Source organism: Xylanibacter caecicola (assembly GCF_013166515.1).
Lineage (GTDB): Bacteria > Bacteroidota > Bacteroidia > Bacteroidales > Bacteroidaceae > Prevotella > Prevotella caecicola.
Genome location: NZ_JABKKJ010000011.1, coordinates 26,998 through 43,069 on the forward strand (window position 1 = coordinate 26,998; position 16,072 = coordinate 43,069).

General features: G+C 43.4%; 12 protein-coding genes. 1 reads left to right on the forward strand and 11 read right to left on the reverse strand.

Annotated elements, in window-relative coordinates:
* Positions 1-26: 26 nt before the first annotated feature.
* The 10 genes from HPS54_RS07700 to HPS54_RS07745 form a co-directional block, all read right to left on the reverse strand.
* Complete coding sequence (locus HPS54_RS07700) at positions 27-1,412, reverse strand: bifunctional UDP-3-O-[3-hydroxymyristoyl] N-acetylglucosamine deacetylase/3-hydroxyacyl-ACP dehydratase (protein ID WP_172344861.1); 1,386 nt, start codon at positions 1,410-1,412, stop codon at positions 27-29.
* Between the two features lie 12 nt (positions 1,413-1,424).
* Positions 1,425-2,465, reverse strand: coding sequence for a UDP-3-O-(3-hydroxymyristoyl)glucosamine N-acyltransferase (gene lpxD, locus HPS54_RS07705; protein WP_172344862.1), 1,041 nt, complete (start codon positions 2,463-2,465; stop codon positions 1,425-1,427).
* Positions 2,466-2,511: 46 nt separating this feature from the next.
* Positions 2,512-3,732 (reverse strand): HD domain-containing protein, encoded by a 1,221-nt coding sequence (locus HPS54_RS07710; RefSeq protein ID WP_172344863.1) that lies wholly within the window; start codon positions 3,730-3,732, stop codon positions 2,512-2,514.
* Positions 3,729-4,553, reverse strand: a complete 825-nt coding sequence (pyrF, locus tag HPS54_RS07715) for an orotidine-5'-phosphate decarboxylase (protein ID WP_172344864.1) — start codon at positions 4,551-4,553, stop codon at positions 3,729-3,731. The genes HPS54_RS07710 and pyrF overlap by 4 nt, the downstream gene beginning before the upstream one ends.
* Before the next feature lie 9 nt (positions 4,554-4,562).
* Entirely contained in the window at positions 4,563-5,675 is a 1,113-nt protein-coding gene (gene prfA, locus HPS54_RS07720) for a peptide chain release factor 1 (protein ID WP_172344865.1), read from the reverse strand.
* A gap of 6 nt (positions 5,676-5,681) precedes the next feature.
* Positions 5,682-6,851: an AIR synthase-related protein gene (locus tag HPS54_RS07725; protein WP_172344866.1), complete on the reverse strand. Its 1,170-nt coding sequence runs from the start codon at positions 6,849-6,851 to the stop codon at positions 5,682-5,684.
* 40 nt (positions 6,852-6,891) lie between these two features.
* Positions 6,892-7,638 carry a shikimate dehydrogenase family protein gene (locus HPS54_RS07730; RefSeq protein ID WP_172344867.1) on the reverse strand — a complete coding sequence of 249 codons (747 nt, stop codon included), beginning with the start codon at positions 7,636-7,638 and terminating at the stop codon, positions 6,892-6,894.
* Between the two features lie 7 nt (positions 7,639-7,645).
* Entirely contained in the window at positions 7,646-8,380 is a 735-nt protein-coding gene (gene ubiE / locus HPS54_RS07735) for a bifunctional demethylmenaquinone methyltransferase/2-methoxy-6-polyprenyl-1,4-benzoquinol methylase UbiE (RefSeq protein ID WP_172344868.1), read from the reverse strand.
* A 71-nt stretch (positions 8,381-8,451) separates the two neighbouring features.
* Positions 8,452-9,399 (reverse strand): phosphoribosylaminoimidazolesuccinocarboxamide synthase, encoded by a 948-nt coding sequence (locus HPS54_RS07740; RefSeq protein ID WP_172344869.1) that lies wholly within the window; start codon positions 9,397-9,399, stop codon positions 8,452-8,454.
* Between the two features lie 5 nt (positions 9,400-9,404).
* Positions 9,405-10,358 (reverse strand): PhoH family protein, encoded by a 954-nt coding sequence (locus HPS54_RS07745; RefSeq protein ID WP_172344870.1) that lies wholly within the window; start codon positions 10,356-10,358, stop codon positions 9,405-9,407.
* A 98-nt stretch (positions 10,359-10,456) separates the two neighbouring features.
* Between HPS54_RS07745 and HPS54_RS07750 the strand changes: the two genes are divergently transcribed.
* Entirely contained in the window at positions 10,457-11,245 is a 789-nt protein-coding gene (locus HPS54_RS07750) for a DUF5715 family protein (RefSeq protein ID WP_172344871.1), read from the forward strand.
* A 34-nt stretch (positions 11,246-11,279) separates the two neighbouring features.
* On the opposite strand, the gene HPS54_RS07755 is transcribed toward HPS54_RS07750, so the two are convergent.
* Positions 11,280-15,668, reverse strand: coding sequence for a translocation/assembly module TamB domain-containing protein (locus HPS54_RS07755; RefSeq protein WP_172344872.1), 4,389 nt, complete (start codon positions 15,666-15,668; stop codon positions 11,280-11,282).
* Positions 15,669-16,072: the final 404 nt, after the last annotated feature.

The following is a 16,072-nucleotide window of genomic DNA, read 5'->3' on the forward strand; positions in this document are numbered from 1 at the left end:
ATATAATGATTAAAGCAATTTTGCTGTTATTTGTTTTTTACAATCTGTGCGGTGAATGTTGCTTCCGATACCACTTTATCTCCTACAAATACATATCCTTTCATTGATGATACACCGTGGCGTACCGGGGCAAGCAAATCTACTTTGAATATCAGTGTATCGCCAGGAACAACTTTGTGCCTGAATTTTACATCGTCTATCTTCATGAAATAAGTAGACCAGCGCTCAGGTTCCTCCAATGTGTTCAGTACCAACAGACCGCCACATTGTGCCATCGCTTCTATTTGCAATACACCGGGCATTACAGGTTCTTGAGGGAAATGCCCTACGAAATAAGGCTCATTGCTCGTTACATTCTTTACACCAACAATGCTGCTTGCTCCAATTTCAATAACTTTGTCCACCAATTGCATGGGATATCGGTGGGGGAGAAGTTCCCGAATGCGGTTAACATCCATTATCGGTGTGTCGCAACAATTATATATAGGAGCCTGTATCTCATGTTTGCGTATCTCTTTTCTCATGAGACGTGCAAATTTGTTATTTATAGTGTGTCCCGGTCGTGTGGCTATGATACGTCCTTTTATAGGTTTGCCTATTAGAGCCATATCGCCAATGAGGTCAAGAAGCTTATGACGTGTACACTCATTCTCCCATACCAATGGCTTATGTTGGATATATCCTAATTTTGTAGCATCCATGTGAGGCACCTCAAGCAGATCAGCCAGTTGGTCAAGACGTTCCTGGGTGGTTTGGCGTTCGTATATAACGATAGCATTGTCCATGTCTCCTCCCTTTATAAGGTTGGCGTTCAGCAACGGTTCTATATCACGTACAAATACAAATGTGCGTGCCGGTGCTATTTCTGTAGGAAATTCTTCAATTTTATCGAGTGTGGCAAACTGGCTGTTGATAAACTTGGACTGGAACGAGCACATCACAGTCAAGCTGAATTCTTCATCCGGAAGAATTGTTATACACGAACCGGTCTCTTCATCCTTAACTTCAATCTTGTGACGTATCACATAGAAATCTTTGGGAGAGTTTAGTTCTTCTATTCCAATTTCATTTATTTTTTCAATATATGGTGCAGCCGAACCGTCCAAAATAGGAAATTCCGGTCCGTTTACCTGTATAAGACAGTTGTCTATACCTAATGCGTAAAGGGCTGCGAGCCCGTGCTCTACGGTCGAAACTCTTATATCTCCTTTTCCAAGAACGGTTCCACGTTGTGTATCAATTACGTTTTCAGCTATGGCATCGATTACAGGTTGTCCCTCAATGTCTATTCTTTGGATTTTATATCCGGTGTTTTCCTTTGCGGGATTGAATGTGACGGTAAGGCTTAATCCTGTATGAAGTCCTTTTCCACAAAGGGCAAAACTACCTTTTAGTGTATTTTGCTTTAGCATGCTTTCGTTATTTTATTGTTTATGCAATTCTTTTAATTGTTCCACTTCTTTCTGAAGGGCATTGATTTGTCTGTATAAGTCAGGAAGTTTGCGGAATATTGCCTGTGACTTGAAATACTGTTTGGGTTCCATAGGGGGAGTGCCTATAAGCGTCTGGTTATCTTTCAAACTCCCGGGAACACCGGATTGTGCTCCAAGAAACACTTTGTCACCTATACTGCTGTGACCGGCTATGCCTACTTGTCCGCCAAACATGCACCATGCACCTACCTTTGAGCTTCCAGCCACACCTACTTGGGCAGACATAACTGTGTTTTCACCGATGTCTGTGTTGTGGGCAATCTGTACAAGATTGTCAAGTTTTACACCCTTTCTCAGATAAGTGCTTCCCATTGTTGAACGGTCAACACATGTATTTGCACCGATTTCAACATTGTCTTCAATTGTTACAATACCTATTTGTGGTATCTTATCATAACCTTCCGTATTAGGGGCAAAGCCAAAACCGTCGGCACCTATTACAGAGCCAGAATGTATTGTAACATTATTCCCAATGCGGCAATTATGATATATTGTTACATTGGGATATATATTGCAGTTGCAGCCCAACTTGGTGTTGTCTTCTATCGTTGCATGAGGATGTATTCTACACCCGTCGCCTATTTCAACGTTGTCTCCGATGTAGGCAAATGCACCTATATAACAATCTTTTCCGATATTCGCTGTTGACGAAACAAAAGCCAGAGAATCAATACCTGTTTTCTTTGGTTTCATCGACTCATACAGTTGTAGCAACTTGGCAATGGCTTCGTATGCACTTTTTACACGTATAAGCGTGGCGCTTACAGGTCTGTCAAGTTTCACACTCTCGTCTATAAGTACAATGCTGGATTTTGTTTCGTAAATAAAATGTGTGTATTTAGGATTGGATAAGAAAGAAATGGCTCCCGGCTTGCTCTCTTCTATTTTGGCAAAAGTATTTACCGAAGCATTCTCATTACCCTCTATACTGCCTTGAACAAACTCTGAAATTTGTTTCGCTGTGAATTCCATATATACAAAATATCTTAATTTATTTTGCAAATATAACAATTTTTATTTAGAAGCGCTTATAACAAAGGTAATATTTGCGATTTTTTTTGGAAAGCAATACAATGTCGAGTATGTCCGAAGCTTCGGATATATCCTTGATTGTACCGTCTTTGTACAGTATGGATATGTGGTCGTCATTAAAATCATACATATCTTTCTGTATGAAATCAATGCTCATGAAATAGCATGTTTCTTCTTTTGTTATATTGTATCTGTCCGATAAACTTTTCCGTATGTTTTCAATATATTCTTCATCAAATGGTTTATCGCTTACTTCTACCTTGAACAAATTACGGTTTATTATGTCTGATGCCAGTATGGAGAGAATATTGTCATTGTTTTCCGTCCATTCTTTAAGTGCGCTCCAAATGTCAGTGTCGTCCAAAAGTGTATAGTAATACAAAGCTTTGCTGTCACATTTGAACAACTCGGCGTTGACATCGTTTGACAGGAAATATTTCAAGCATGGTGGAGCAAATACTTCATGTCCGTTTCTTACAAGTCCTTTAGCCCTGTTCAGAACGTTCAGCAACATCTTTTCACTTGCAACGGTTGTTTTGTGCAAGTAAACCTGCCAATACATAAGACGCCTTGATATAAGATAGTTTTCTATGGAATATATCCCTTTATAGTCTACAACAAGTCTGTCGTTGGCAACATTAAGCATTTTTATTATCCTTGCACTGCCTATGTTTCCTTCTGTCAGACCGGTAAAGAAACAGTCACGTCTGAGATAGTCCAGCCTGTCCATATCCAGTTGGCTGCTTATCAACTGATGAAGAAATCTTTTTGGATATTCGTTCTTGAATATTTTCAGTGCAAGCGTCAGTGCACCTTTCATCTCCCTGTTCATCTGCTCCATCATAATCAGTGAGATGTCTTCGTGACTGATACCGTTTATCAGTGTGTTTTCCAACACATGCGAGAAAGGTCCGTGACCGATGTCGTGCATCAATATAGCTGCCTCGACGGCTTCCGCCTCGCTGTCGAATATGAATACCCCTTTATTGGTAAGCGAATTTATCGCTTCACTCATGAGATGGAATGAGCCGATGGAGTGTAAAAAACGAGCATGTTGGGCCGACGGGTATACTATCGACGTCAGACCCAACTGTTTAATGCGAGTAAGTCTTTGCATCCACGGGTGCTTGATGATGTCAAGCAGTGGACCGCGCGGAATTTTTATGAATCCGAAAACCGGGTCGTTTATTATTTTTTCGTCATTCATTTAATCTTTTCCAGTTCAACAGCCATTTCTTCCTGCAGTTCTTTTGCCTTTGTGGCAGCTGTTTCTGCAAAATCCTTACCGTTGCTTGCATATATTATTCCGCGGCTGCTGTTTACCAAAAGTCCGCATTCATTGTTCATTCCATACTTGCAAACCTCTTGCAGGCTCCCTCCTTGGGCGCCGACTCCTGGAACAAGAAGAAAATGATGGGGGACATGGGTGCGTATATTTTCAAACATACTACCTTGAGTTGCACCTACCACATACATCATATTATCTTCGTTTCCCCATTCCTGTGACTTTTCAAGAACTTTTTCAAACAAGCGTTTCCCGTTCTTGTCTTCGGTCATTTGAAAGTCATTAGAACCTTTATTGCTTGTCAGTGCGAGCAGTATAACCCATTTGTCCTCATACTCAAGAAACGGCTTGACGCTGTCTTCACCCATATACGGGGCAACGGTAAGCGCGTCTATGTCATATTCCTCAAAGAACGTGCGTGCATACATCTTTGAAGTATTTCCAATGTCTCCGCGCTTTGCATCAGCGATGATGAAATGTTCCGGATATTCTTTTTTCAGATATTCAACTGTTTGTTCAAAAGCAATAAGCCCCTTCACACCGAGACTTTCGTAAAAAGCCAGATTGGGTTTGTAAGCAACACAATAAGGAGCCGTGGCGTCTATTATGGCTTTGTTGAAGTCGAATATGGGATTTTCCGACTCTTTTAGGTGTTCTGGTATTTTCTTTATGTCCGTATCAAGACCTACACAAAGAAAACTTTTCTTTGCAAATATCTGTTTTATTAATTGTTCCTTGTTCATGTCTTTTGTTTATAATTCGTTCTCTTTCATCTTTTCTGCGTTCTCGGCAACGGTAAGTGCATCTATCATTTCCTGTATATTGCCGGAAAGAAATCCGGTAAGATCGTGTGTCGTAAATCCGATGCGATGGTCGGTGACGCGTCCTTGTGGGAAATTATATGTACGTATCTTGGCAGAGCGGTCGCCTGTGGATACAAGGCTTTTTCTGCGGTTTGCTATATCGTCCACATACTTCTGATGTTCTCTGTCATATATAAATGTACGTAGGCGTGATAATGCACGTTCCTTATTCTTGGGCTGGTCACGTGTTTCCGTACATTCTATAAGGATCTCTTCCGTCTCTCCGGTGTTGGGATTTTTCCACGGATATCGTAGACGTACACCCGATTCCACTTTATTGACATTCTGTCCTCCAGCTCCTGAACTTCTGAATGTATCCCATTTGATGTCTCCTTCATTGATGTTAACCTCGAATTTATCTGCTTCAGGCAATACGGCAACAGTAGCAGCAGATGTGTGCATGCGTCCTTGTGTCTCTGTTGCAGGTACACGCTGGACACGGTGGACTCCCGATTCGTATTTCAATGTGCCGTAGACATTGTCTCCACTTACGGCAAAATCAATCTCCTTAAAACCTCCTACAGCACCTTCACTCACGCTTGTAACACTGAGACTCCAGCCTTTGCTGTCACAATACTTCTTGTACATTTGGAATAAATCTCCTGCAAACAATGCCGCTTCATCACCGCCTGTCCCGGCTCGTACTTCCATTTGTACATTTTTTGCATCTTCCGGATCTTTCGGAACCAATGCAATCTTTATTTCTTCTTCAATTTTTGGCTGAAGGGCTTCATTGGTCTGAAGTTCCTCTCTTGCCATTTCTTTAAGGTCTGCATCGGTTTCATTTGCAATAATGTCCTTTGCCTCTTTTATGGAATTGATACACGCTATATAACGTTTGCGTGCATCCATAATTCCTCCAAGTTCCTTGTATTCGCGTGTCAGTTTGACATATCGTTCCTGATCTGCGATTACATCGGGGTCTGTTATAAGAGTGGAAACTTCTTCAAATCTCGATTCTAATCCTTCAAGTTTCTCAAGTATATTGTTTTGTTCAGCCATATATTATTAATAGTTGAATTCTCCAAATTCTGATTTGATTGTAAGCGAACGTGCGCCTTCCGTTACGTGTCCTATGATTTGGGCATCGATGTTGAAACTCTTGCTTATTGATATAATCTTGTCTGCAATGTCTTTGCTGACGTATATTTCCATTCGGTGCCCCATGTTGAATACCTGATACATCTCTTTCCAGTCGGTTTTGCTCTCTTCCTGGATTATCTTAAACAACGGCGGGACAGGGAACATGTTGTCTTTTATTACGCGACAGTTCTCGCCGACAAAATGTAACACTTTTGTCTGTGCGCCTCCCGTACAATGTACCATGCCGTGTATTTCCGGTCTGAACTCATCCAGCATCTTCTTTATTACAGGAGCAAATGTACGTGTCGGTGACAAAACAAGTTTTCCGGCGTCAATGTCCAGATCTTCAATGCTTTCCGTAAGTGTCTTTTTCCCGCTGTATACCAGTTCTTCAGGTACGGCATGGTCAAAGCTTTCCGGATATTTCTTGGCAAGATATTTGGAGAATACATCATGGCGGGCACTTGTCAAACCGTTGCTACCCATACCACCGTTGTATTGTTTCTCGTATGTAGCCTGTCCTGTGGACGACAATCCCACTATCACATCTCCCGGTCTTATATTGGCATTGTCTATCACATCGCTGCGTTTCATACGGCATGTCACCGTAGAGTCTACGATTATTGTACGTACAAGGTCGCCTACATCTGCTGTTTCGCCTCCTGTAGGATATATGCCTATTCCCATTTCACGCATTTCTGACAGCAACTCGTCTGTTCCGTTTATAATGGCTGTGATAACTTCGCCCGGAATTAACATCTTGTTTCGTCCTATTGTACTTGACACAAGAATATTGTCAACAGCTCCAACACATAGAAGGTCGTCGGTGTTCATTACAATCGCATCCTGAGCGATGCCTTTCCATATATCCAGATTCCCCGTTTCTTTCCAGTACATGTATGCAAGACTTGACTTTGTTCCGGCTCCGTCGGCATGCATTATGTTGCAGTATTCGGGATCTCCACCCAATATATCCGGTATGATTTTGCAGAAAGCCTGTGGAAAAATACCTTTGTCTATATTTTTGATTGCATTGTGTACGTCTTCTTTTGCTGCAGAGACGCCACGTAACATATAACGATTTGATGAATCCATGTTTATGTGAGTTTTATTTTATCCGTATTATGTAGGTCTTTTATTCCTGCCCGTTCCAAAAATCCCAACTGGCAAATGCCTGAAGCAATAGCATTTCCAATCCGTTCTTAACTGTGGCACCTTGTTTCTCTCCCTTTTGCATGAACAGTGTTTGATCCGGATTATAGATAAGGTCGTATAGAATGTTTTTCTCATTCATTGCCTCATACGGAAGTTGCGGACATTCGTCTATGTGCGGGAACATTCCACATGGCGTGCAGTTTATTATGACATTATACTCGCTTATGACATCCGGTGTTATTTTGTTATATTGTATTGTGCCGGGACGTTCATACCGACTTACGAATACTGTCTCAAGTCCGAGTGAACGCAGACCGTAGTCTACGGCTTTCGATGCACCTCCCGTACCAAGTATCAGAGCCTTCTTATGGTAATCTTTTAACAGCGGTTCCATGCTTTTTGTAAACCCTATGACGTCACTGTTATAACCTTTCAGCAGTGTTTCGTTTCCGTTTTGTTCAACACGTATCACGTTTACTGCACCTATTGCTCTTGCTTCCGGACTTACAGAATCCAAATAACTTATTACTTTCTGCTTGTAAGGAATAGTCACATTCAGCCCTTTTAATTCAGGATTTGATGCAATTATTTCCGGCAATGTTTCAATAGCCGGAATCTCAAAGTTTATATATTGGGCATCTATCTTTTCGCTGTTGAATTTCTCATTGAAGAAACTCCTGGAAAAAGAGTGTTCAAGAGGAAATCCGATAAGTCCGTATTTATCCATGATTTTATCATTTAGTTGCAATATAACATGTACATATTCCGCAAGTCAGACGTTTGAATCTTACATGCGAAAATCCTGCTTTTTCCAATATACCTACCATTCTTTCGCCTTGTGGAAATGCCTCAATCGTTTCCGTGAGATATTTGTATGCGGATGTATCTTTAGAGACCAGCTTTCCATATATGGGTAATATTGTGTGAGAGTAAACCTTGAAAAGTTGTTTCATCGGGAACTTTAAAGGTTGGCTCAGCTCGACAATGCTGAGACATCCGCCTTTTTTCAGAACCCTGCACATTTCCTTCAGACCGTTGTCAAGATCCTGAAAGTTCCTTATACCGAATGCTACAGTTATGGCATCGAAACTGTTTCCGGCAAACGACATACGCATGCAGTCTTCTTTTTTGAAGGATATAATATTGTCAAGTCCGGCTTCTTCAACCTTTTTCCTTCCGATATTCATCATCCCCTCCGATATGTCCACTCCCGTTATACGTTCCGGATGCAACATGCGTGCAGCCAATATGGCAAAGTCTCCTGTGCCTGTAGCTATATCCAATATTGATTTTGGACCGAATGCCTTCAGCTGTTTTATTGCATAATTTCTCCACCCTTTGTCTATCCCCCATGACAGACGATGGTTCAGCATATCGTATGAATGGGCAATGGAGTCAAACATCTTTTCAACCTGCTTGCCCTTTTCCTGCCCGTTTCCGTATGGTGTGATGCTTTCTTGTCTGTACATTCCTGATGCCGTTATATATTATATATAATAAGGTGTGGCGTTATGCGGAGTGAAGACCATCGCTTTTCCGGTTATCTGTTTTTCAGATATTCATCCACATTCTTTTCTATACGTGCCGCAATGTCGTCCGTTGTGCTTGCCTTGTCGAACTTTTCTCCTGTTATGTGCTCGTATAGCTCTATATATCTTTCGCTTACGCTTTCCGCATATTCATCGGTTATTTCGGGCATCTGCTGTCCCGGCTCGTTCATGAAGTTGTGTTCGATGAGCCATTGACGTACAAACTCCTTTGACAATTGTCGCTGCGGTTCGCCGTTTCTCAGCTTTTCTTCATAATTGTCCGCATAGAAATAACGGCTGCTGTCAGGTGTATGAATCTCGTCAATCAGATATACCTTGCCGTCACGCTTGCCGAATTCGTACTTTGTATCAACCAGTATAAGTCCTTGCTTTGCAGCAATTTCCTGTCCTCTGTTGAATATTTTGCGCGTATAGTCCTCCATTATTTCATAATCCTCTTTGCTTACGATTCCCTGTGCAATGATTTCCTCCTTTGAGATGTTCATGTCGTGACCTTCATCCGCCTTTGTTGTCGGTGTAATGATAGGTTCCGGGAAACGCTCGTTTTCCTTCATTCCTTCAGGAAGCTTCACTCCGCAAATCTCGCGGCATCCTTTCTGATACTCACGCCATGCCGAACCAGTAAGTATAGAGCGTATTATCATCTCTACCCTGAAGCCTTCGCATTTCAGACCGACGGTTACCATGGAGTCGGGGGTTGCCAGTTTCCAGTTAGGACATATGTCGCTTACGCTGTCTAGAAACTTTGCGGCTATCTGATTAAGCACTTGTCCCTTGAAAGGTATGCCTTTGGGCAGAATTACGTCAAATGCGGATATTCTGTCTGTTGCCACCATTACGATAAGATCGTCGTCAATGTTGTATACATCACGCACTTTACCATGATAAACACTCTTTTGTCCATTAAAATGGAAGTCAGTCTTTGTTAATGCTTTCATTGTTGTTATGTTGTTTGTTTTTCTTTCTTGTCTGCTTTGTCAAATGCCTTTACTATATTTGTAACAAGCTTGTGCCGCACAATATCCTTTGCGTTCATTGCCACAAAAGATATGCCTTCAACTCCTTTCAGTACTCTCAGCGCCTCTCTCAATCCACTTTCCGTTCCGCGGGGCAGGTCTACCTGGGTCAGATCTCCTGTTATAATCATTTTCGTATTCCATCCCATACGTGTCAGGAACATGCGTATCTGTGCGGAAGTGGTGTTCTGTGCCTCGTCAAGTATTACAACGGCATCGCTTAGAGTTCTGCCTCTCATGAATGCAAGTGGGGCTATCTGTATGATATGCTTTTCCATCATATCCTGTAGCTTAACCGCCGGTATCATATCTTCCAACGCATCATATAGCGGTTGCAGGTACGGGTCAATCTTTTCCTTCATATCTCCGGGCAGGAAACCGAGCTTCTCTCCGGCTTCCACTGCCGGACGGCTCAGTATAATCTTCTTTGCCTGTTTCTCTTTCAGAGCCTTTACTGCCAGTGCAATGCTGAGATATGTCTTGCCGGTGCCTGCCGGACCGGTTGCAAATATCATGTCTGTCTTGTCATATGCATCGACAAGTTCCTGCTGATTGGCGCTCCGGCTTTTTATAGGTTTGCCCGATATGTTGTATACGATTACTCCTTTGACAGAATCTTCTTTTGTTTTCCGTCCTTTAGCGATGTCCAGTATATTTTCTTCGTTGATAGAGTTGTACATAAGCACATGCCTGCGCATGTTTTCCACCGTTTCCTCAAACACAGCCATTTGCTCCTCGTCGCCCAACACACGTATTACATTATCCCTTGCAACAATTCTAAGTTTCGGGAAAAGGGCTTTCAGCATCTGGAGGTGGGTGTTGTTTATCCCGTAAAACAATACGGGATCTATATCTTCAAGTACTATATGCTTTTCTATCAACGCCTTTATCCTTTAAATAATTTCGTGCAAAATTACAAAAAGCTTTCGATATTACGCTACTTTTGTCTATCTTTGTGCATCAAAACGATTTTTTTTGAATGAAAGTTACTAAAAACAGATATCTGGCAGGATTTGGTTTGATTGTTATGATCCTGGCTTTGGTGCGTTGTGTGTTTCCGTCTGTGGCAGAGGAAAAGAATGTTATGTCAATGTCTGCGGCTTGTGACAGTAATAAAGTGAAGGCTGAAAAAGAGCCGGAAATTGTATCTTTGCCTGCTCCCATTTCGCGTTTTTTCGATAAAGAAGGTAATGTCGTCAAGCATCGCATCATGAGTGTTCCGAGATATTCCGATGCTTTTCCCGACAGCAACAGCGTGCAGCTTGAGTGTGCCAACAGGCATGGAGTGTCGCCCGTTGACAACCGTGCCGATGCCGAACACCGTAAAAGCGAACTTGTCTACATCGCTTCCAATCCGTTTTATCATGTAGATCCTCTCAAGCAGAGCATTCCTTATCTTGTTCCGAGGGCTGCCGTGCTGCTCAATGACATAGGCAGGGCATATTTCGACAGTCTGCAGATTAAGGGCGTTCCGCTGCATAAAGTGATAGTTACAAGCGTGTTGAGAACCCGTGAGGACATCAAGAAACTGCGTAATCATAACGGTAATGCCACCGAAAACTCATGTCATCTTTATGGCACGACGTTCGATATATGTTACAACCGTTATATCACTGTACAGGAACCGGGTGGTCCGGAAAGGCGTGCGGTGCGCAACGACACTCTTAAGTGGATACTTAGTGAAGTGCTGCGCGATATGAGGCAGCAAAAACGTTGCTATGTAAAGTATGAGGTCAAGCAGGGCTGTTTCCATATAACGGTGAGATGACATCGTTATACGGGCGTCAATGAAGCAGCATGCCTTATTTCTTCCTTATTTTAAACAGTTCTTTCCAAGACCCGAAGTCTTTTTTCATTATTATACCTATGCCCTGCGTGTTGAGCGATGACTTGGTAAAATAACGGTCGTTGGTCTGATTGTATACTTTAATTGCAAGGTTTCCGTTTGGATATAACAGATAACGTATGTCAAAGTCACCGATAAATGATGTGGTGGCATTGGCATTGTCGCGGTATCCGAACTGTCCGTTGATGACAAGACGGTTGTTCAGCAACCGTCCGGTCAGCAGTCCTTCATACTCGGCGTTGTTAAATCCTTCGTTCCCTGTGCTTATGTTTGCCCCGAAGTTCCAGTTGCCGGTGTTGACGAAGCTGCTTAGCAGACTGTTTATCTGTTGGCTTATGGTGCCGCTCAGGAGGCTTTGCATTGCCAGACTCGTCTGACTTGGCTGCGTGTCGTCCTCGCCTGCGTTGTTTGTGTTTTGCGTATAGAAGCGTCCGATGCCCAACAGATATATCACCTGCTGGTTCATTTCCTCTTCGCTGTTTATCAGTGAGCGCACCATTTGCTTGGCATCGCTGTTTACGGTTGGCAGGTCTATGTCAAAGTCCACATGCGGTGTCTCCGGTGTACCGCCTATGTTCATTATACAGTCCACGCGTATGTTGTTTCCCGAAAAACTCTTTCCTATCTGCAAGTCAGACAACGACACACCGTTAATGGTGTATACCGCCTTCAGATTCAGTGCGGCATGATACGGATCACCGCCGAAGACGATGCTGCTTCCCGGCTGGAATATAAAGTCTTTCTTGATGATATTCTGCATTGTCAGCTTGTATATGCCATGGTTTATGTTATAGTTGCCGAACATGTTGAATGCCCCCTTGTTGTAATATGCGGCATGTATGCTGCCGGAACCGTTCAGTGCGATGTGGTCTCCGCTTGCCTGGTCCATCAGAACTCTCAGTGTGAAATCCTCTGTTGTGTTGAAAAGGAAATTTATGTACATGTCCGATGCGTATTCCATTTCCTCTTTTTCCGTTTCATGTATGTCATTATGTTGTCTTGCCTTCACGGTGTCGGTTTCGTTTGTGGCAGACCTGTCGTTCCATGTTATGAAACTGCGGTTGGTTATTGCATCGGGGCTTGCCGCGTTGTATTCTATGAACGATCCCTTTTCGGGCGTTAAGTTCACGTCCATTACTGTTTTTCCGTATCCACCCTTTATCCTGCAACTGCCCGTACCGAACACGGTGCCGTAGAATGTACTGTTGTTATATGTCCTGAAGTCATAGCACAACAGATTTCTTGCATCTATGTCCAGGTCGTATGTAAGCCTTGTAAGGTTCTTGTGCCTCAGTTTTCCTGTAACGACACCTATGTTTCCGTTGCGATCTCTTATCGTGTCTGCATTGAAAACGATATTGTCCGGTATCAGCCTTATAGTGTCGTTTTCAAGCCTATATGTCGTGTTCAGCGGTGTTATGTCCACCTTTCCGTCGGCAACAAGCGTTCCGGTAAGGTTTATCGCGCTCAGGTCTCCGTACAGTCTGACACTGCCGTTGGCATGTGCAGACACGTTGTCCATGAAGCTTCCGCAGAAACTTTCAAGAAACTCTATGTTTGTGTTGTGCGCTGCAATGCCAAGGTCTATATAGTTTCTTTCCGGCGATACATATCCCTTGATGACAGTATATGCGCTCTCCGTCTCGGTCGCCTTTGCGTCTATGTCAATCTGTTTGTCTGTCTTGTTCCATGTTACACCGGCCTGCAATGTTCCCATTCTTCCGTCCTGAAAATGGAATTTGTCTACCGTAAGTTGTGCCTCGGCGTCAGGATTTCCGAATGCCGACCTTACACAGGCACGTCCGGAGGCAAGTCCGCTGAACTCTACGGAGTGGAAATTCACAAGATCAAGTATATAGCTCACGTCCACTTCCTTTATGTCAAGCATCACGGAGTCCGTCTCATTTTCCGTTGCAAGTCCGTTTATCCTTATGTGCTGGTTATTATGTTCTATAGCAAGATTGTCAAAGATGATGTTGTTCTTGCTGTATACCACATCCGACGGCAGTACGTTCCATGCCGTGTCATTGACCATTATGTGCGACGGGCGCACGTGTATGTGTGCCGCCGGTATGCCGTTTTCCGTCTTGAAAAATTCTGTCTCGGCATTTATCACACCCGTTATAGGGCGTTTTTGGTTCAGCTGTATGCCTGCCGTCGTGCTCAGTTTGTTGTTTGCCGCCGCGGCAAAGACGTTAATCGCCATACTTTTGCCGTCGTCCATGATTTTCTTTATTCTTGCGTTTGCCGACAGGGTGTCGCCGGATGTGCATACGTCAAGACTGAAGTCTTTGAACATCTTGTCGTCATATAAGAAGCGTGTGGCGCTGCCTTTGATGTTGATACTCTTTCCGTTGTCATCCATCTCGGCGCGGATACTTGCCGGCGACTGTATGTCCAACGGCACCCCGAACACTGCATCGAGCAACTTGGTGTCGGTTATGTCTGCTCTCAAAGTAAAGTTGTTTCCCGTCGTACCCTTTATTTGCGGCAGGGCAGGTAGTGTAGGCAGCTTGGCGCCTATGATGTTTGTCAGACTCTGTGCAAGTTCCTTATATTTTATCTTTCCTTCTATGTCTATGCTTCCGAAGTCGCTTCGTATATGCATGGCACGCTCTTCTGCCGTGATGTCAAGCCTTTCCATGCTGTATACACCGTCGTTTGCCGTCATGAGGAAGTTGCATAGTGCGAGTTTTCCCGTGATGTCGTCTATGTTTGTGCCGTATGTCTGTGCCGATATGTCTGCGCTGAAGCGTGCATTGTTCCATCTTTCCGTAATGTTGAGTGCCGCGGGAGACAGGTTTTTTATGACTGCTGTTATGTCCGTAGGATGTTTCCGGTCTTTAAGGTCTATGCTTCCCTGTATGTCAACGGTTCCGTTGGCATCGTTCATAGCAATCTTCCCTTCCACCTTGCCCCTGTCGTATTTGCCGTCAAGGGTTATGTTGCCGTAGCGGTATCTGTTGTAGTCAAGTGCCGATATGGTGCCTGTCGCCCCGACAGTCTCTATGCCGTTGCCTGTCGTTCCGTTTATTGCCATGTCGGCAGACAGCTTTCCGAAATTGCCGTCGTCTAATATCCGCCCAAGGTCTATATTCTCGGCTGCTGCCTTGACATTGAAACCATTGCCGTCCATGCCTGCATCGAACCTTGCGTTTCCGGCATCCGTGCCCACTGTCCCTGTTGCCGACAACTGCTTTCCTTCGCCCTTTACAATGCCTTTAAAGCTTATTCTGCCGAGTTTTTCCGCAATGTCTGCGATGCCGTTTCCCTGCTTTCCGTTTCCGACTATGGTCTTTATTGTTGCACCGTCTGTCTTCATGTCGGTTATGTCTGCACGGAAGGCTCCCTTTCCCTTTTTGTCGTAATTTATAAAGCCCGATGCCGACAATGCCATATTGCCGTCTTGAGAGTGCATACCCAGACGGGAAACATTCAGCTGTCTGCTGTTTCCGGAGAACGATGCATGGATGTATATCTTCTGTATAAATGCTTTGGTCTGTGGAATAAAACAAGTTAAATCACAAGGAGTTATGAAAGAACGTTCAATACTTCCTGAAAATCTTGCGGAAGTGATGTCAGGGCTGCCTCCTATGCTTTTGTATGCAGCTCCGACTGAGTCTATGGCGATACTGCTTTGCGGCAGTCTGATGTTCAGAGCCTTGATGTATGCGTGCTGTTTGTCGGCGTATGCGCCGAAAGATACATTCCTCACGTCAAGTCCGGATGCTTCTTTGAACGACAGTTTCTTTAACGTGATGTTTATGTTGTCGTCTGTTATCACAGGCAATATCACATGTGCACTGATGTCTTTTACATCTATATGTGCCGGATTGAACCTATGCGGTGTCTTCGCAATGTCGTATCTGTCGTATTTTATGGCGGCATGCCGTATGACAAGCGAGTTTATACGCAGGTTCAATGCTTTCTTCTGACCGTTGTCTTTGGAACTTAACGAGTCTATGACAAACTGATAATTGGCTGCCGTCACAGAGTCTTTTTTGTAGAAGATGCCTTTAAGACCGAACAATTGTGCCGATGAAACCGATATTCTTCCGCGTGTAAGCGGATAATAGTCGATGTTTGCCGACAGGCGGCTTGCACGCATCATCACCTTGTCTGCCTTGTCGTATATCGTCACATCGTCTATTATCAGACGGTTGAGGAACCCCAAATCGACCCTTCCAACCGTTACTTTGGTGCCTAAAGCATGCTGCAGGGCAGAGGCAACCTCCGTCCCGATAAAGTTTTGTATGCACGGTATATGTAACAACACCATTAACAGGCTATAGGTAACGAACAATGTCCATACCGCACCTGTAACAATGCGCTTGATAGTCTTCAATGTATAAAACTGTAAAAATAAGTGTTTTCTGTTTCTTTTACAAAGGTACAACATTTTTTTTTCTTACCAAACTTAGACGTGAAAGGAGTTTATGATAGTGTTAATATATATATACTCGTGTTAAAACCGAACTGCTTGTTTTTATAAGGTAAAACATGTGAAATAGAGAGACCGACGGTTGTAAATGGTGTTACGGTATAGTTTTCGATGTAAAAAATATGGTGTTAAGGCGTGCGTTTGTGCACAAAATATGCCGGAATGTGCATTCTTGCTATGCCAAGATTGGCATTTCGGCTTCCTGTTTTGATGTTTTTATAGAATTTCATGCCCCGCAAACCGGTGGAATATACCTCTTTTTTGCATGAAAAGATGCTATGAAACATGGATATATGCAGTTTTTATAC